The 16,733-nt window shown below is 64.4% G+C and carries 19 protein-coding genes; 2 read left to right on the forward strand and 17 right to left on the reverse strand.

The features are described 5' to 3' along the window. Positions 1 to 5 precede the first annotated feature (5 nt). Genes Q9Q94_RS06805 through Q9Q94_RS06865 form a run of 13 tightly spaced genes read right to left on the reverse strand, consistent with a single transcriptional unit; the run spans position 6 to position 11,158 of the window. The gene (locus tag Q9Q94_RS06805) at positions 6 to 452 is read right to left on the reverse strand and encodes a 3-hydroxylacyl-ACP dehydratase (RefSeq protein ID WP_305979269.1); all 447 of its coding nucleotides are present in this window, start codon (positions 450 to 452) and stop codon (positions 6 to 8) included. Beyond that, complete coding sequence (locus Q9Q94_RS06810) at positions 449 to 1,243, reverse strand: beta-ketoacyl synthase chain length factor (protein WP_305979270.1); 795 nt, start codon at positions 1,241 to 1,243, stop codon at positions 449 to 451. The genes Q9Q94_RS06805 and Q9Q94_RS06810 overlap by 4 nt, the downstream gene beginning before the upstream one ends. Next, the gene (locus tag Q9Q94_RS06815) at positions 1,240 to 2,433 is read right to left on the reverse strand and encodes a beta-ketoacyl-[acyl-carrier-protein] synthase family protein (protein WP_305979271.1); all 1,194 of its coding nucleotides are present in this window, start codon (positions 2,431 to 2,433) and stop codon (positions 1,240 to 1,242) included. Before Q9Q94_RS06815 ends, Q9Q94_RS06810 begins: the two co-directional genes overlap by 4 nt. Positions 2,434 to 2,465: 32 nt before the next feature. Then, the gene (locus Q9Q94_RS06820) at positions 2,466 to 3,230 is read right to left on the reverse strand and encodes a class I SAM-dependent methyltransferase (protein ID WP_305979272.1); all 765 of its coding nucleotides are present in this window, start codon (positions 3,228 to 3,230) and stop codon (positions 2,466 to 2,468) included. A gap of 9 nt (positions 3,231 to 3,239) precedes the next feature. Next, the gene (locus Q9Q94_RS06825) at positions 3,240 to 4,058 is read right to left on the reverse strand and encodes a polysaccharide deacetylase family protein (protein ID WP_305979273.1); all 819 of its coding nucleotides are present in this window, start codon (positions 4,056 to 4,058) and stop codon (positions 3,240 to 3,242) included. Beyond that, positions 4,055 to 4,732 (reverse strand): hypothetical protein, encoded by a 678-nt coding sequence (locus tag Q9Q94_RS06830; protein ID WP_305979274.1) that lies wholly within the window; start codon positions 4,730 to 4,732, stop codon positions 4,055 to 4,057. Before Q9Q94_RS06830 ends, Q9Q94_RS06825 begins: the two co-directional genes overlap by 4 nt. Then, positions 4,716 to 7,058 carry an MMPL family transporter gene (locus Q9Q94_RS06835; protein WP_305979275.1) on the reverse strand — a complete coding sequence of 781 codons (2,343 nt, stop codon included), beginning with the start codon at positions 7,056 to 7,058 and terminating at the stop codon, positions 4,716 to 4,718. Before Q9Q94_RS06835 ends, Q9Q94_RS06830 begins: the two co-directional genes overlap by 17 nt. Continuing rightward, positions 7,058 to 7,642 carry a LolA-related protein gene (locus Q9Q94_RS06840; protein ID WP_305979276.1) on the reverse strand — a complete coding sequence of 195 codons (585 nt, stop codon included), beginning with the start codon at positions 7,640 to 7,642 and terminating at the stop codon, positions 7,058 to 7,060. Before Q9Q94_RS06840 ends, Q9Q94_RS06835 begins: the two co-directional genes overlap by 1 nt. Beyond that, entirely contained in the window at positions 7,632 to 8,573 is a 942-nt protein-coding gene (locus Q9Q94_RS06845) for an acyl-CoA synthetase (RefSeq protein WP_305979277.1), read from the reverse strand. The genes Q9Q94_RS06840 and Q9Q94_RS06845 overlap by 11 nt, the downstream gene beginning before the upstream one ends. Then, on the reverse strand, positions 8,570 to 8,857 hold the full coding sequence (locus tag Q9Q94_RS06850) for a hypothetical protein (RefSeq protein WP_305979278.1): 288 nt from the start codon (positions 8,855 to 8,857) through the stop codon (positions 8,570 to 8,572). The genes Q9Q94_RS06845 and Q9Q94_RS06850 overlap by 4 nt, the downstream gene beginning before the upstream one ends. Continuing rightward, complete coding sequence (locus Q9Q94_RS06855) at positions 8,857 to 10,194, reverse strand: AMP-binding protein (RefSeq protein ID WP_305979279.1); 1,338 nt, start codon at positions 10,192 to 10,194, stop codon at positions 8,857 to 8,859. Before Q9Q94_RS06855 ends, Q9Q94_RS06850 begins: the two co-directional genes overlap by 1 nt. A gap of 8 nt (positions 10,195 to 10,202) precedes the next feature. Further along, entirely contained in the window at positions 10,203 to 10,865 is a 663-nt protein-coding gene (locus tag Q9Q94_RS06860) for a hypothetical protein (RefSeq protein WP_305979280.1), read from the reverse strand. After that, the gene (locus tag Q9Q94_RS06865) at positions 10,865 to 11,158 is read right to left on the reverse strand and encodes a phosphopantetheine-binding protein (protein ID WP_305979281.1); all 294 of its coding nucleotides are present in this window, start codon (positions 11,156 to 11,158) and stop codon (positions 10,865 to 10,867) included. The genes Q9Q94_RS06860 and Q9Q94_RS06865 overlap by 1 nt, the downstream gene beginning before the upstream one ends. A 359-nt stretch (positions 11,159 to 11,517) precedes the next feature. Here Q9Q94_RS06865 and Q9Q94_RS06870 point away from each other — a divergent pair, with 359 nt between their 5' ends. Beyond that, entirely contained in the window at positions 11,518 to 12,084 is a 567-nt protein-coding gene (locus Q9Q94_RS06870) for a hypoxanthine-guanine phosphoribosyltransferase (RefSeq protein ID WP_305979282.1), read from the forward strand. 346 nt (positions 12,085 to 12,430) lie between these two features. On the opposite strand, the gene Q9Q94_RS06875 is transcribed toward Q9Q94_RS06870, so the two are convergent. The 3 genes from Q9Q94_RS06875 to Q9Q94_RS06885 all read right to left on the reverse strand — a co-directional run bounded on the left by Q9Q94_RS06875 (position 12,431) and on the right by Q9Q94_RS06885 (position 14,205). Further along, positions 12,431 to 12,814: a carboxymuconolactone decarboxylase family protein gene (locus Q9Q94_RS06875; protein WP_305979283.1), complete on the reverse strand. Its 384-nt coding sequence runs from the start codon at positions 12,812 to 12,814 to the stop codon at positions 12,431 to 12,433. After that, on the reverse strand, positions 12,756 to 13,211 hold the full coding sequence (locus Q9Q94_RS06880; RefSeq protein WP_305979284.1) for a MerR family transcriptional regulator: 456 nt from the start codon (positions 13,209 to 13,211) through the stop codon (positions 12,756 to 12,758). Before Q9Q94_RS06880 ends, Q9Q94_RS06875 begins: the two co-directional genes overlap by 59 nt. Positions 13,212 to 13,287: 76 nt before the next feature. Further along, on the reverse strand, positions 13,288 to 14,205 hold the full coding sequence (locus Q9Q94_RS06885; protein ID WP_305979285.1) for a DMT family transporter: 918 nt from the start codon (positions 14,203 to 14,205) through the stop codon (positions 13,288 to 13,290). Between the two features lie 182 nt (positions 14,206 to 14,387). On the opposite strand from Q9Q94_RS06885, the gene Q9Q94_RS06890 reads away from it, so the two are divergent. Continuing rightward, positions 14,388 to 15,329 carry a glycoside hydrolase family 43 protein gene (locus Q9Q94_RS06890; protein WP_305979286.1) on the forward strand — a complete coding sequence of 314 codons (942 nt, stop codon included), beginning with the start codon at positions 14,388 to 14,390 and terminating at the stop codon, positions 15,327 to 15,329. 175 nt (positions 15,330 to 15,504) lie between these two features. Here the strand turns inward: Q9Q94_RS06890 and Q9Q94_RS06895 are convergent, their stop codons facing one another. Then, a complete protein-coding gene (locus Q9Q94_RS06895; protein WP_305979287.1) occupies positions 15,505 to 16,620 on the reverse strand; it encodes an EAL domain-containing protein in 1,116 nt (371 codons plus the stop codon). Positions 16,621 to 16,733 lie beyond the last annotated feature (113 nt).

Raw genomic sequence — 16,733 nt, forward strand, 5'->3', positions numbered from 1 at the left:
CGCGCCTAAAGGTTGCTGCCTGCATCCAGCATTACGCTGGCACGACCGGAAACGAGAACGGCGCCTGCCGCTTCGACGCGGAAGGCATACATCTGGTGGTTGCCGGCGTCTGACAGGCATTCAGCGTGCACATCGAGTCCGTCCGCCACGTCGAGCTGGCTGACGTGAAACTCGACTTCGCGCACGCTGGTGAGGAAACCGGCGCGTGGCGCAGTGCCCGCTCCGGCGCGCAGTGCGCCATGTACAGCCATGGCCTGCGCGGCGTATTCGATGGCGTTGGCAGTACCGAGGCGGCCAGCAGCGCGCAGCGGGTTGTCGCTCAGGCGATGGCTGCTGGCGATGCAGTGAATCCGTTCCTGTGACCAGTCTGCGACGCCATCAAGCAGACACATGCTGCCCTGGTGGGGAATGCGGGTCGCAATCCAGGCGCGGTCCGGGAGCGCCTGGCTCATGCCGTCACCTCGATGGCGAGGCTCAGGTGCTCCAGATAGTCGATGACGACCCGGCCGGGTGCATTGCGCGCCAGTCGTTGCAGCAGCGGCAGGGCTCGTGCGACCGGAATACTCTGGCGCAGGGATTCGAGCGTGGCGTCGGTGCAGCGGTCGGGTGCTTTTTCGCTCAGGCCGATGTTCAGGCAGGCAAGGCTGGTGGTGCTGCGTGCCGGGCGCAGCAGCAGGGCAAGGCCGAAGGGATAGGGGATCGGCCGCAGCGAGTACAGCGGGTCGGGGTAGGCCGTGTCGTAGGCCAGCAGCAGACAGGGCTGGCCGCTTGCCAGAGCCTGGCTGGCGGCTTCAAGCAAGCCCGCGCCGAATGTGGCATCCAGCGCGCACAGGCTGGTGGACGGCGCCATGCAATGGGTGGCGATGCTCCAGTAGCCCGATGGCGCGTTGTGCACCGAGTTGTGGAAGCGCGTCGGCGAAATCTGGCGGTCGTCCGAGGCCAGGGTTTCGAGAATGGCGTGGCAGTTGTCGCAATCGCCACCGGTCGAGGAGAACACTGCCGCGAGGTTTGCCGGATCGACGCCGGCCTGCTGCGCGGCTTCAAAGCCGATGGCCATCGACAGCTTGATCGGCACTCCCACCCGTCTGCGCTCGGCCGGCGGCAGAGCCTCGGCTGCCGGCAGCACGGTGGGACTGAGTTCGACGGGCCGCGTGCCCGCCAGCGAGTCGCGGCTGGCCGCCCAACCCGCCATGCCCGGCCCGCACAGGCCGATGCCGTCCAGATACACACGGAGCGCGCTCATGCCATCACCTTTGACAGGACAATGCTGCAGTTGCTGCCGCCGAAGCCGAAAGAATTGCTCAGGGTGTGGCGCATCGGGATCGTGAGGTTGGTGAGCAGGTAATGACTGGCCAGGCGCGGGTCCACTTCGGTGGTGCCGACGCCGCCAGGGGCGAGGTCATGCTGCAGGGCCAGCGCACAGATGATCGCTTCGGCGCCGCCAGCGGCACCCAGCGTGTGGCCGGTATGGCCTTTGGTCGAGCTGCAGGGTGTGGCCGTGCCGAACAGACCGCTGACGCCCTTGTCTTCGGCCGCGTCATTGCTGGGCGTCGAGGTGCCATGCAGGTTGATGTAATCAATGTCCGTCGGGGTCAGGCCGGCCATGTCCAGTGCAGCCTGCATTGCCAGACGGGCCCCCAGCCCTTCCGGATGCGGCGAGGACATGTGGTGAGCATCGCTTGATTCACCGATGCCGCTCATCACGATCTCGCCGGGGCGGGCCAGCTCACCGGCTTCGACGAGGATGAAGGCCGCTGCTTCACCAATCGAGATGCCGTCGCGGTGTGCATCAAAGGGCTTGCAGGCCGTCGGCGACACCAGTTGCAGCGAGTTGAAGCCGTACAGCGTAGTCAGACACAGCGAATCGACACCGCCAACGATGGCGGCATCGATCAGCCCGGCGGCGATCATGCGCTGAGCGCTGCCGAATACCTTGGCCGAGGACGAGCAGGCCGTTGACACCACGAAGGCCGGGCCGCGCAGGTCGAAGTAATGACGCACGAAATCAGCCACCGAGTAGCTGTTGTGGGTGTGACGGTAATCATGGTTGGCGGGCAGATGGCCGCTGACCGGATCGCGGTGACGATAGGCAATTTCAGTGCTGAGGATGCCTGAAGTACTGGTACCCAGGAATACGCCGACACGGGTCGCGCCGTACTTGGCGATAGCGCTGCGGACGGCCTCGGCAAAGCCGTCCGTTTCCAGTGCAAGCTGAGCCAGGCGGTTGTTGCGACAATCGAATTGCGCCAGATCCGCACGTACCGGCAGGTCATCCAGACCGCCGACTTCGCCGATGCAGGTATCCAGATCGACGGTCTCCCAGTGCTTGTGGGCCAGACCGCTGCGCTGCGCGCGCAGTGCTTCCAGGGTGGGCGCCAGGCCGGTGCCCAGCGCACTGCTCAGGGTGAAGGATGAAAGTCGCAGGGCGGGCACACAGACTCCGGATCAAGAATTCAGGCTGGATTTTAACCGATGCGGCCTTCGGCCTCCGTGACGTGGCCCAAGTTGCCGGAAAGTTTTGCGACCAGCATCACGTTGGCGAAGGGATTGGCGCCATTCATGGGTTCGGTGCGGACTTCAAACCCACGCGCCTCCAGGATGCGTACCCATTCGGCGAGTGGGCGACACCACATGCGTGGCAGGCGATGGCCTTGCACGAAAGAGATCGAGCGGTCGACCAGCTGGCTGATGCGAAAGCGCAGACCGCCCTCGGCATCGCCGACGCGGGTCAGGAACAGGCAGCCCGGGCCGAGTGCGGCACGGATCTGGTCGAGCACCTTGTCCTGCTCCGGATAGTCGACGTAATGGAGCACGTCGAGAATCGCCACGACGTCAATGTTGCTGAAGTCAGCACGGCGCATGTCGCCCTGGGCCAGCTCAACGCGCCCCGGATAGACCGGCTGCAGCGCACGGTTGCCAGCTTCGGGCTCGCGGCCCATCAATTCGAGGCCGCGAAAATGCAGACCGCGCGGGGGCGGTGGGGCATTGGCAGGCCAGAGTCCGTCGGCAGCCATTTTTTCGGCGGCCAGAAACCACGCGGCGAGCAGCCCGCGACCGCAACCGAGATCGAGGATGCTGGCGTTCGACGGAAAAATCTGCTCGTCGATCAGTGCGGCGAAGATCGGATCTCCGCCGAGCTTGCCGCGGCCCCAGTAGTAATGAATCACGCCAACGGCCTTGAAGGGGGCGGTAGCAAGCTTGATCAGACGTTTTTTCAGGGCACGTTGCATGACAGGACTTTAACGTGAACGTCGCTCGGCGACTCGGTCTGGCAGAAAGGCGGGCACAAGCTGGCGCTCGGTCAGCGCCGCCAGCAGGCGTGGCAGTACCGCGAGAATCACCGGCTCGCCTGCCGGCGTGCGGGCGGCGTGCCCGTCGTGCAGCAGCAGGATGTCGCCTGCTGCCAGTCCACGGGTGAGGCGGGCCAGCACGGCATCGGCATCTCCCGTGCGGGTGTCATAGCCGCGCCGGGTCCAGCTCGCCAGATGCAGCCCGAGGCGCTGTAATGCCGGGTCGAGGAATGGGTTGCGCAGGCCCGCAAGCGCCCGGAAGTACTGCGGGCGTCGTCCGCTCAGGGCCGCCAGCGTGTCTTGCGCATCGCCGACTTCGCGTGCCCAGCCGCGCGGGCCATACAGTGAAGCGTGTTTGCGGTGATGCTGGCCATGGTTCTCGATGCGATGGCCCGCGGCAACAATCGCCTGTATCAGTGCAGGGTGCCTGGCGGCGCGCTCGCCGATGCAGAAGAACGTGGCACATGCGCGCTGCGAGGCGAGGATGGCCAGCACGCGCGGGGTGACTTCGGGGTCCGGACCGTCATCGATGGTGAGCGCCACTTCCTTGCGGGCGATGGCCTCGGCTGGCAAGCGGGTGAGGTTGGGGCCGAGCAGGCTGCAGCGCGGCAGCATGCCGGCGACGACCACGCCTGCATGGCTTGCCAGCAATATGCCCAGCGCCCAGGGCCAGGCGTCCGGTCGGGCAAGCCATCCTGCAAGCGCGCCAAGGTGCACCAGGGCCGACAGGAGGATGAACGGAGAGGGGCGCCAGGCGGGCTTCTTCAAGCTGCCTCCCCGGAGAGGCCCGCTGTGCGCGGCAGCGCAGCATGGTCCAGCCAGGATGCCCACAGTGCTTGCCAGACGGGCCAGTCGTGAGTCCCGGGCAGATACTCGACGCGGTCCGTTGGCAGCAGGCCGGCCAGCAGGCGCTGGTTGCGGATGAAGCGATCCTCGCTGCCACAACCGAAGCTCACCGGCAGCGGCGAACCCGCAGCGGCCTGCTCTACCAGCCAGCGCCAGAACACGCGCTCGTCGCCCTGCGCTGCAGCCGGCGTCGCAGACCAGGCCTGCGGGCCGCCAGCGGCGCGGATTTCGGCCACGATGTCGCCGGTGCCGGGGTAAGGCGCGAGGAGGTGAATGCCCGCCAGCTCCGCTGCGTGTTCGCTGGCATACAGCAGGGCATTCATCGCGCCCAGCGAGATGCCGGCGAGCCAGATTGCGCGATAGCCGGCCGCGCGGGCGGGGCGGATCACGGCTTCATGCAGGCTGCTGACCACCGTGCGCGCCATGACATGGGTGTAGTTCAGATCGGTGACGAGGATGTCGGCAGCAATGCCCCGGCTGCGCACGGCTTCGATGAAACCGTGCTGCCCGAAGTCCTCCAGGGTCATCTCCGCACCGGGCAACAGCACCAGCAGGGTGTCCGGACGCGGGGCGAGGCAATCAGTCAGCGTGCGCATCTGCCGGAGCCTTGCTGGCGAGGATTGCGGCGGAAACGAGAGCCAGGAAGGTACCGGGGCCGACGGTACTGCCAAGATAGGACAGCACGGGTACTTCCGACAGGGCGAGCACACCGAAGCTGCCCACCGCAGTGAGATTCGCCACCACGATGGAAATCTGCACCTGGCGTTGCTGTGCCGGGCTGCCGGTGTGGCTGCCCGCATCGAAGAACAGGGTGTAGTTGCGGCCGATGGCGACCACCAGCAACAAGCCGATCAGATGCAGGATGGTCAGTGTGATGCCACACAGGAGCAGGCCGGCGGTGACGCCGATCACGGCGCAGGCCAGCGGCGCGGTGGCGCGCAAGGCGCGGGGCAGGGAGCGCAAGGCGAACAGCAGCAGCAGGAAGATGACGAGCATGCCACCGCCGACCAGCAGCTTGGCCTCGTTCAGATAGCTGGAGAACAGGCTGGTGGATTCCTCCAGGATGTCCAGCACGGTGACACCCTTGAGGCCGGCCGCGTGGATGGCTGCATCCAGGGCCGGGATGTCGATGAGTTCCTGACCGGCCGGCGCGCGCAGCGGAACCAACACCAGCACGTCGCGGGCGCGCTGCACCAGCAGCGAGTCCACCCCGAGTGCGGCGGAACTGCCGGCGAGATCCTGGCGGGTCAGCAAGGCGTGCTGACGAGAGTTTTGCACATCGCTGACAAAACCCTCCAGACGTGCGGGCTGGATCGGCAGATCGCGCAGGGCCTGACCGAGATTGGCGCGCAGAGTGGCTTCATCCGGCAGGGCGGCGCGGCGAGCAGCCTGAGCCTGCTGGCTGGGCAGGAATTGTGCGGGCGAGGTGAAGCCGGCCAGCTTGCCCGCCTCGACTTGCGCCTGCAGCACCACTCCGAGGGCTTCGGCAGCTTGCAGGGCCGCCTCGGAGTCCGGCGCCGAGAGCGCGGCGATGTAGCGCATGTCCGGTGCGCCCATCTCGTTGCGCAACGAGATATCCAGCGCCTGTTCGGCCGGCGTGACCGGGCTCAGGGCGTTGAGCTGGCGGTTCCAGACTGCATCGCCTTGCCAGGCAATCCAGGCTCCGGCGGAAACTACTGCAAGCAGCAGCAGCGGGCGCAGGCGCCGGGCAAAACGGAAGGCGCGGTCAACCTGCCGGGCCGGGCCTGCAAGATCGCGCAGCTTGAGTTGCTGCGGCATCAGGCCGGGCAGCACGAAGCGGGCGGTCAGAGCGGCGGCTACCAGACCGGCAATCGAATATACGCCGAGCTGGGCCAGGCCAGGGAAGCCGGAGACCAGCAGGACGGAGAAGCCGGCCAGCGAACACAGCACGCCCAGCCCCATGGTGCGCCAGAAGCGGCGGCCCTCGATGCCGGCGGCGCGCTGGATGAACAGGTAGATCGAGTAATCCACAGACTCACCGATCAGGGTGCTGCCGAAGGCCAGGGTCAGGCCATGGATGTTGCCGAAACTCAGGCTGACGGCGGCCACTCCGGCGAGGACGCCGGAAGCCACCGGCAGCAGCCCCAGCAGCAGCAAGCGTGGCGAGCGATAAATGGTGAGCAGCAGGCCGACCACCAGAACGGTACTGAACAGGGCAAGGCGATGGATGTCACCCTGGATGCGCTCACGCGAGGCAACCGACATCACACTGGTGCCGCTCATGAGCAGGCGGGTGTCTGCAGCGCGGCCGGGGATGCGGTCGAACGCCGCACGGATATGCTCCAGAGCTGCGGCCTGGGCATCGGTATCCGAGCCTTCGGCGCCGGTCTGGACCAGCAGCAAGGCCCGCTGACCGTCGCGCGAGGCCCAGGCGCCCTCCAGCTGGCGGGGGTGACTGTCGCCGGTGAACTGCTCCAGCAGGTTCAGGGTCTCGCCGGTCGGATCATGCGGCAGCAGCTTCTTGAGCATCAGGCCGGCGTTGCCGGAGAGTGCCTCGAGCGAGCGTTCGATGGCGCTCTGCAAGCCTTCGGCGCTGAAGCGTTCGGCGGTGACGGCAGGGCTGAGCAGATAGCGATTGTCGAAGAAATATGCGCGGTCGCGTGCCTCGGTGGCGGCTTCGCCATTCTGTACGCCAATGAAGGCCGGGTCGGCACGCAGCTGTGCGGCCAGCTCGCGCGATATGCGGGCCCGTTCGGCGGCGTCGCCCCCCTCGATGCCGACCATGATCAGGCGGGCGATGATGCCGTCGCGCAGCTGCTCGATGAGCATCTGTTGGCGGGCATTCGGCGCCCGTGGCATGAAGGCTGTCAGGTCGGCAACGAAACGGGTATGCGCGATGACCGCGATGCAGGCAGCGAGTGCAGCAAGCCAGAGTGCGAGCGGCAGCAGACGACGATTCATTACTGGGCTACCACCTTGGTGACGAACATCTCGGAGCGATCGCCGTCAGCCAGATCGAAATCGATGCGGTTCACATCTCCGCGCACGCCATTGATGCTGATGCGGGTGACGATGTCGCTCATGCGCGAGTACTGGGGCTGCAGGATCAGCTGCCATTTCTCCGCAGAGCCGTGCAGGGTCAGCCGATAGACCTTTTCCAGTGCACTCTTGTCGCCGGCCAGGGTGCCACGAATGCTTTCGACGAAAGCGGCGGCTTCCGGGTAGTCCTGCAGATTCAGGCTCATGCGGGTCTTGCCGGGGCGCTCGATGATCAGGCGTTGCCCTTCCAGCACCAGGCTTTCGGCCTTGGGTTTGAGGGTGCGTTTTTCCAGCTTGTCCGGCGCCGTGAAGCGTAGTTCGCCGGAGGATTCGACTGGTTTGTCGACAATCCCGATGTATTTCTTTTCGACGAAGGTGGCGCGCCCGTCGCGATTCTGCGCCAGTTGTTGCATCAGATCGTTGAGTTGCCACTCGGCGGCCTGGCCGATCGTGGCAAACAGGCCGGTCAGTACGGCGATGGCAAGGCGGAAAAGGTCAGGACGCATCGCGGGCAGATTTCCAGAAATCGTAGAAGTTGAACCAGTTGTAGGGTTGGGCCCGGCAGTGCCGTTCCAGCGTGGCAACGTATTTTTCCACGGCCGCACGGATTGCCGCATCGCGCTCGCCGCGGTCAATCTCGCTGAAGTCGGCAATCTGTTCGAAATGTACATCGTAGCGATTGCCCCCCAGATACAGGCCGGCCATGAAGAATACCGGCTGGCGCAGCATGGCGGCCATGCGGAAAGGGCCGCTCGGAAAATGCGCCGGCGCACCGAGGAAAGACACCGTCTGGTACGCATCGGTTCCTGTCGCGCGATCCGCGAGGATGCCGACCATCGCACCTTCCTGCAGCTTGTTGTGTGCGTTGAGCATCGAGTCGAGCTGGCCGAGCGGAATGATGTCCTGCATCGCGCGCGGGTTGATTGCCGCGAGGGTGCTGTTGATCTGGCGTGCATTGTCAGCGTACATCGCCATGCATACGTTGCGGTGCGGGTTGCCGCGGGCCAGCGTGCGCAGCATCTCGAAGCTGCCCAGGTGAGCGCCGAACAGGAACAGTCCGGTGCCGCAGTCATGTCGCGCGTGCATGGCCTCAGCGCCAAACCAGCGTACGCTGAAGGCCTCGCTGCGATCGTTGAGCAGGTAAAAGCGGTCGTGGATGGTGCTGGCAAACGACAGGATGTGACGATAACCATCAAACCAGTTGCAGGGACGTCCGAGGACACGATCGAGGTAATCCCGCGAGGCGCGGCGTGCTGCGGGGACGGCAAACAGGAAGTACAGGGCAATGCCGTACACGATCAGACGCGAGAATCTGCGCCCGAGCAGCAGGGAGAGCCTACTCATCACGCGCAGCAGGAACATGCTGCCGCGTTCTTCGCGCTGCATCCATTCGGGTTTCTGTGCCGTGGCGGCAGGTTTTCCGGCAGGCATGTTCATGCGGCCTCCGTCGGGCGCAGCGTGAAGCGCCCGTTTGCCACCTTGCGCTCCTCTGTCCGGATCGTGAATGCGCCCGTGTTCTCGAAATCCAGCCACAGCGCTTCGCCAGGGCCGACCGGACTGAGGAATTTGGCCATGGCCAGGCCGCTGACCTGATGTCCGGTGGCCTCGATCAACAACTGGGCCTGATCCAGCAACACGACGCCCGGCACGATCGGGCGCCCGGGGAAATGCCCGGCAAAGGCCGGATGATCCGCTGCGATGTGCAGTTCCAGTGTCGGCATCAGGGCTTTTGCTCCAGATGCGCAGCGACCAGTTGTGCCATCGCGGCCGCAGTGATCTTGCCGGTGGCATTGCGTGGCAGGCTGTCGACAAAGACGATCGGGCGCGGCAGGAATACCGCATCCACCCAGGCGCGCAAGCCGTGCTGGATGGTGTGGGCGCTCACTCCGGGCGCCACCACAAAGGCTGCCAGGCGGCTGGTTTCGCCTTCATGCGGCAGGCAGAAAGCGGCATCCTTCACGCCAGGCAGACGCAGGATCACATTATTCAGGAACGCCAGCGAGGAACGCTTGCCGGCGATGTTGATCATGTCGGCGCCACGGCCAAGCAGGTGGAAGTGCTGTGCGTCGAGCAGTTCAAGCACATCGCCGAGTACGATGTCCTGTTCCAGGCAGGGGCTGCTGGCTGTGGTCAGCTCACCTTGCTGGCGCAGGCTTACGCCGGCATACAGAGTCCACGCCTCGGTGCGGGTCGGCTGGCGTGTGGCGAGCTGGCCGGTTTCGGTGGAGCCATAGATCTCCAGCATCGGCGCGCCGAGCTGCTGCTCGGCCTGCTCGGCCAGTTCGCGGGCCAGCGGAGCCGTGGCCGAGAGCACTGCGGCTACAGGTGGCAGATCAATCTGTGCATCGAGCAGGTTGCGCAGATGGAAGGGCGTGGTGACCAGAAAGCGGGGCTTGGGCAGGGCTGCCAGCGCGGCCGCAACGTCGCCAGCGAAATAGGGACGCTCGGCACTGAGCACGCCGCCGCCAAACAGTGGCAGCAGTACCGTGGATTCCAGTCCGTACATGTGCTGGAAAGGCACCGTGCCGAGCACTGCACAGGGCCCGCCTGCGGCCGCCCACATGCGTTCGGCTTCAGCCAGAACGATTGCGCGCAAACGGCCAAAGCTCTTGAAGTGTGGCTGTGGCACTCCGGTGGAGCCGGAAGTGAACACGCAGGCCATGAGTTGCCCGGCCGGGATCTGTGGCGTGGGGAAGTGTGCCCCCGGAGCCGTGTCGGCCTCATCGAATGCGATGCGCAGGCGCGGCAGATCGAACGGCGCTTCGGCCTGATCGAACAGGCACAGCAGGTCGGGCTGCTGCGCATGCAGGGCGGCAATGGTTTCAGGCGTGGTCGAATTCGGCAGCAGGCTCAGCGAGCCGCGGCTGATTGCCGCAAACAGGGCCACGGCAAACAGATAGCGATCGTTGCACAGATTGAGCAGCGGACGGTCCGCCGGCAGGCTTTGAGCCAGCGCCAGTACGTCACGCAGGAAGCGGGCGCGGCTGATGGCCTGACCATGGCGGCAGGCGACGATCTGATGATCCGGCAGGTCGGGCAGGAGTGGCAGGGTGCTCATCGGACAAGTCAGTGCGGGAGTTTGGCCTGACGCTGTTGCGAGAACTCGCGATAGGCCCGGATGCTGCCGGCAATGCCTGCGTGCTGCCGGTTGGGCAGCACCCGGATGCGGATTGCGTATTCAACGACGAACAGCAGGCCGATGATCACCGGCGTCAGCAAGTTGGCGTAGACCGACCAGACCGATAGCGGGCCGAAGAAAAACAGCAGTGTCGACAATGCGGTGGTGAAGGCGAAATAGATCGTCCACATCACGGTGACGGCCCAGGCGTAGTCGAAGAACTTCGCATCCAGCGTTTCCTTGCTGTAGACGAAGCACGAAATCTGCGAGCACAGCGCCACCGTGCGGTCCCGGCTCAGGGTGCGGCCGAACATCAGGCCGAGCATGGTGTGCATGCCCGCGTGCTGGATGAAATAGACCCAGGCCATATTGGCTCGCAGGAAATCGATGTACACCAGCATGCCGAGCAGACCTGCGGCGCACAGCGCAATCAGCCATGCCGAGCGCGAATGCACGGCCAGCAGCACGGCGCTGACGCTCAGCGGCGCCAGACCGATCAGGATGCTCAGCAAGGGCGGGTCGGCCGAAATCGAGGCCAGATGGCCAAGCCAGAGATACGCCGCACCAAGCAGGCCGATCAGTGCCAGGCGTAACACCTGCTTGACCGGCATCACTTGGTCCGGTGCGCGGCGATGTAGTCGGTCAGGCTGCGCAGCGAGCCGAAGATGCGGAAGTTGTCTTCGCTGTCGGCCTTGAGCTGGAAGCCGAAGCGCTTGGATACGACCAGTGCTACCTCCAGGATGTCGATCGAATCCAGGCCAAGGCCTTCTTCGCCGTACAGCGCATCCTCGCCCTTGATTTCTTCCGGAGCCACTTCCAGATTCAGGGCGGAAACGATCATTGCGGCAACTTCGCGCTCCAGCGCGGTATCGGGTGCGGCGGCCGGGGTTTGCTCTTGAGTCATGCTTGGCGGGAATACAGGTGAACGGGAGGGCGCGATTATAGCCAATCGGTTCCGGTATCCGTTTGATTTCTGCAGGTTTTCCGGTGTCGCCGGGCGGAGGTGGTGGCGAGACCACCGGAAAAGCCATTTTGGCTGCCTGTTTGCAGAAAATCTGTCGTTTTGTGTGAAAACGTGTCACCAAAACACCTGACGGGACGGCTGTCCGGCATCCCTGCCCAGCCTTGTCGCCACCGCGCAGGCATCGCCGTCCTCGCGGTGCTGGCCTGAGAGGCTGGCAGGGCCGCTCTTTTGCTGCGACAGATCAGATCGGCGGCGGGCGCAACGGCTAGAATCCCGCGATTGATTCTGGAGCCCGATTGATGGACAAACAACACGAAAACCTGCAGGACGCCAAGCGTGCCATGGCTGAGGCCGATTGCCTTGTCGACAACGCGGCCGTTGAAGCTGCGCTGGACAAGCTCGCCGAGAGCATCACCGCGCGCCTGGCCGACAGCACCCCGCTGGTGTACGCGGTCATGAATGGCGGCCTCGTGCTCGCCGGCCGTATCCTGCCCAAGCTCAACTTCCCGCTCGAAGTCTCTTACCTGCACGCCTCGCGCTACGGCCACGCCCTCAACGGCGACCTGCTGGACTGGCGCGTGCGCCCCACCCAGGACTTGCGTGGCCGCACCGTGCTGGTGCTCGACGACATCCTCGACGAAGGCTTCACCCTCAAGGCCATCCTCGAACACCTGCGCAACGAAGGTGCGGCCGAGGTGCTCTCCGCCGTGCTCGTGCACAAGGATCACCAGCGCAAGGCCTACCCGGGCATGCGTGCCGACTTCACCGGGCTCGACGTAGCGGATCGTTTCCTCTTCGGCTGCGGCATGGATTACAAGGGCTACTGGCGCAACGCGCCGGGCATCTATGCGCTCAAGGGGCACTGAGGTTCCGTGCCGGGTCCTGAGAGGCTGTTCATGATCTTACTGCGAGGCCGTGATCAGGGCTCATGCGCTGCTCGGAATCCTCATTTATCAACATAAACTCCGGGTCCTGCGCTGCTCTTCACCCTGCTGACGGCCTCTCGCTACAGATCGTGAACAGCCTCTGAGGGCCGGATGAAAATTGCGCCGGCTTCTGCCGGCGCAGTTGTCTGGAGGATGCTGTCTGAAGAGCCTCGCCCGGCGGCCTTCTTCAGATAGGCGTGCGGCAAATGATTGCGGGACGCAGGTCTTGCAGCAGGCATGCTGAAGACCTTTTCTGGATGCGGCTCTTCAGCTGCCTCCAATGTTGTCAGCCCTTTTCCGCAAAGACTTCCTTGGCCGCGAAGAGGCCGTTGAGCGCGGCCGGGAAACCGGCGTAAACACCCATCATCATGATCGTTTCGACGATCTCTTCGCGCGTACAGCCGACGTTGAGCGCTCCGTGCAGATGGACCCGGAGTTGCGGCCCGGCATTGCCGAGCGCGGTGAGGGCTGCGACCACGGCGATTTCGCGGGTCCGCAGGTCCAGGCCGGGGCGGCTGTAGATGTCGCCAAAGGCGAATTCGACCAGCAGGCGGGCGAAGTCCGGTGCAATGTCCTGCAGGGCGTCGCAAACCTTCTGGCCAGCCTCGCCGTCAACCTCGCCGAGTTTTGCGAGTCCGGTCTGGTAACGGGTGTTTTCCTGAGTCAGCATGTTCAGTCTCCATGGTTGCCGGTGGGGTGGAGATGCGTGCCGTGTCGCGATACCAGCGAACCTTGTCCGCCACGAAGCTGGCGAGCTCCTGCAGATGAGCGATTTCTGCCTCTACGCGGGCCAGATGGGTTTCCATCATGAGGCCACGTTCTGCATGGGTGCTGGTGCCTTGCCGGCGCAGTTCGGCGTAGTGCAGCATGTCTGCAATCGACATGCCGGTTTCACGCAGACGCATCAGGAAACGCAGCCAGTCCATGTCCGCCGGGGTATAGCGCCGCCGTCCGCCCGCATCCCGCGCGACGTCGTGGATCAGGCCGATCCGCTCGTAATAGCGCAGGGTGTGGGGGCTCAGGCCGGTGCTTGCCGCGACGTGCTGAATGGTGAGTTGCGTGTCCATGGAGACATTCTCGAAGTTTGAGTGCACTCGAAGTCAAGCACGTACTGAAGCTCCCCGCGTGTCAGCGCGGCGAGCTTCAGGCGTGCAGGTGAGCAGGCCCGGCCGGACGGGTGGACAGGAAAATCCCGCTGATGATCAGGGCCATGCCAGCCAGGTGGTAGGGCAGAATCGATTCGCCAAGGAATACGGCCGACAGCAGCGGTGTGGCCACCGGCATCAGGTGGATGAACAGCCCGGCCGGCGCGGCACCAACCTGCGCCACCGCGCGGTTCCAGAACACGTAGCCAAGGAACGCTGGCAGGGTGCCGGTATAGACGATGCTCGCCAGTGCCGCCGGGGTGGCGTGGATGACACGGCCGGCGGCCAGCTCCCACAGATAAAAAGGCGTCAGCCCCGCCAGGCCGATGGCGGTCAGCAGGGCCAGCAGCAGCATGGGAGGCAGCCCGGCCGGCCGGCGTCCGAGCAGCAGGGTATAGCCCGCCCACACGAACACCGAGAGCATGATCCACAGGTCACCGGGATTGAAGCTGAGGCTGGCCAGACGAGCCAGCTCACCATGCGCCACGATGACCGTCACCCCGGCCAGCGAGACGCTCACGCCCAATGCCTCCAGCGCGCGCAAACGCTTGCCGAGAAAGGCGCAGCCCAGCCCGATGATGACGATGGGGATGAAGGAATTGAGCAGCACGCCGTTGGTGGCGGTGGTGTACTGCAGGCCGAAATAGGCCAGGGTGTTGTACCCGGTGATGCCCAGCAGCGCCAGGGCCCCGAGGATGCGCCAGTGTGCCCGCAGCGCCGGCCAGGCCAGCTTGCGATGCGGCCAGGCAAAAGGCAGGGTGCAGGCCAGCGCCAGCGTCCAGCGCCAGAAAGCCAGTGCCACCGGCGGCACATCACCGCGTGCGCCGCGTCCCACCACCCAGTTGCCGGACCAGAACAGGGCGGTCAGGACCAGTAGCAGCCAGGGGTTGTCGAAGCGCCGGAAAAAGGAAGGCATACAGGGACGGGGTGTTGTAAGAAAAATACCTACATTTGTTCGAGCGATTTTCTTTCTTCATTGAAAGAAAAAACAGCAATTCTGGTCATCGGAGCAGGGTATTGCTGTGCTAGCGTGCGCAGGCTGGGCAGAAAAATGAGTCCGAAAACGGACCATACCATTCAATCAAGGAGACAGAAATCATGCAATCCATCTTTCGCAAGGCGCTGCTCGCGGCCGCGCTCGCCGGTACCACACTGAGCGCAGCCGCCGAGCATTGGGCCCTGAGTGGCGACCTCGGTGTTCACGATCCGGCCATCATCAAGGAAGGCAATACCTGGTGGACCTTCTCCACCGGCGAGGGCATCCAGGTCCTTTATTCCGGTGACGGCAAGGCGTGGAGCCGTGGTGTGAAGGTCATCGGCTCGCGCCCCTCGTGGTGGAGCACCTACGTGCCGAAACACTCCGGCCTCGATGTCTGGGCGCCGGACGTGGTCAATTACAACGGCAAGGTCTGGCTGTACTACTCGATCTCGACTTTCGGCTCCAACACTTCGGCGATCGGCCTGGCCTCGGCCACCAGCATTGCCAAGGGTGACTGGTCCGACAAGGGCAAGGTCATCAGCACCAAGGCCGGCAGCAACGATTACAACGCGATTGATCCGAACTTCACCCTGGACGCCAGCGGTCAGCCTTATCTGGTGTTCGGCTCCTGGTTCTCCGGCATCAAGATCGTCAAGCTCGACAAGAGCACGATGAAGCCGACCGGCTCGGTGTCGACCATCGCCAAGCGCAGCGGCGGCATCGAAGGTCCGGCCATCGTTTATCGCGACGGCTATTACTACCTCTTCGTGTCGATCGACAAGTGTTGCTCGGGCACGTCCAGCACCTACAAGGTGGCCTATGGCCGCGCGACCAAGATCACCGGTCCGTATGTCGACAAGAACGGCAACAAGATGACCGACGGCTATTCGAGCGTGCTGGATGCTGGCAATTCGCGCTGGGTCGGCCCCGGCGGTCAGGACATCTATCGCGAAAACGGCTACAGCATCATTGCCCGCCATGCCTACGACGCGACCGCCAATGGCGCGCCCAAGCTGCTGATCAGCGACCTGAAGTTCTCCGGTGGCTGGCCGACATACTGATTGCTCCTGCCCTGGAAAAAACGCCGCGTCAGCTCATGCCCGACGCGGCGTTTTCATTTCTGTACCTTTTGTAGATCCGCTTCTGGCAAGGCTCTGTGCGTATGCAGTCTGGCGATGTCCGGCTGTATTGGCTCTTGCGGCAGGCTGGCTGGAGATGACCGTCCGGTGCGGCTCTTCAGGTCGGTGCGAATAGCTTGTCTGCGGGAATCGGCTTGCCGGTGAGGAAGCCCTGAATCAGCTGGAAGCCCATCTCGCGGCAGATTTCGGCTTCGGCCTCCATCTCGATGCCTTCCGCCAGCGGCACCGAACCCAGATCCAGCACCAGCTTGACCAGATCCCGCACGACGCGACGCTTGCGCTCGCTGGCCAGATGGATGTCGTGCAGCAGCCCCATGTCGAATTTCACGAAATGCGCAGGCGCCTCGCCGAGTTCGTTCAGGCGGGCCTGGCCGGCGCCGAAGTCGTCATAGGCGAAGCGCACCCCGATGTCGCGGAAGCGCGCGGCCAGCTCCTTGAGCCGATCGGGTTCGGTCACTGCCGTTTCGTGGATCTCGATCACCAGATCCAGATCCGGCATGTCGCGGCGCAGGCTGACGACGGATTTGAAGAATTCCTCGCTGAAGGTTTCCTTCGGATGGGTATTGGCAAACAGCGGATAGCCCCTGAGGTGGGGGGCGAGGGCGGCGATGCCGAATTTGCGGAAAGCCACCGACAGTTCGACTTCGCGATCCAGAGCGCTGGCCAGCTCGAACAGGCGGATCGGGGAAACCGGCAGCAGCGGATGATTGGCTCGGCCGAGCAACTCGTAAGCGTAGATCTTGCCGGTGTGCGCTTCGACAATCGGCTGGGCTGCGCCGGACATGCCGTGACCATCCAGCAGTGCGAGGAACTCCGCCTCATTCGGGACGAACAGTTCCGAGAGCGCCATGCCATTGGGCACCAGCATGGTGTGCATGTCGCTGGCGGAGAGGATGCGGGTCTGATCCGAGACGCGGATGCGCAAACGGAATTCGGCCGTGCCGAAATGCACGATGTCGTTTTCGTCGAGCAGGCACGAGCCTTCGATGCGCCGCCGGTTCACGAAGCTGCCATTGGTGCTGTTCATGTCGGTCAGGCGGATGCGGCCCGAGATGTCCGGCGTGAGGAGCGCGTGATGGCGCGAGAGGCCGAGCGTTGCCACCACCAGATCATTTTCCGGGTCGCGGCCGACACGGAAAGGCAGGTGGGTGATGTTGTAGGTGACGTGCGAGCCATCTGCTGCGATGGACTCCAGGAACCACTGCCTTTCCACGCTGCGCTCCGGGTTAGGGGATGAAGGGACGGTGTTCTTGATTGCTCACAGGCAAGTATCGGCCAGTCCGGTCCGAACTTGCAGACCCGTAAGGGTAGTGCCACACAGTCTGC

Source organism: Uliginosibacterium sp. 31-16 (assembly GCF_030730865.1).
Taxonomy (GTDB): Bacteria; Pseudomonadota; Gammaproteobacteria; order Burkholderiales; family Rhodocyclaceae; genus Uliginosibacterium.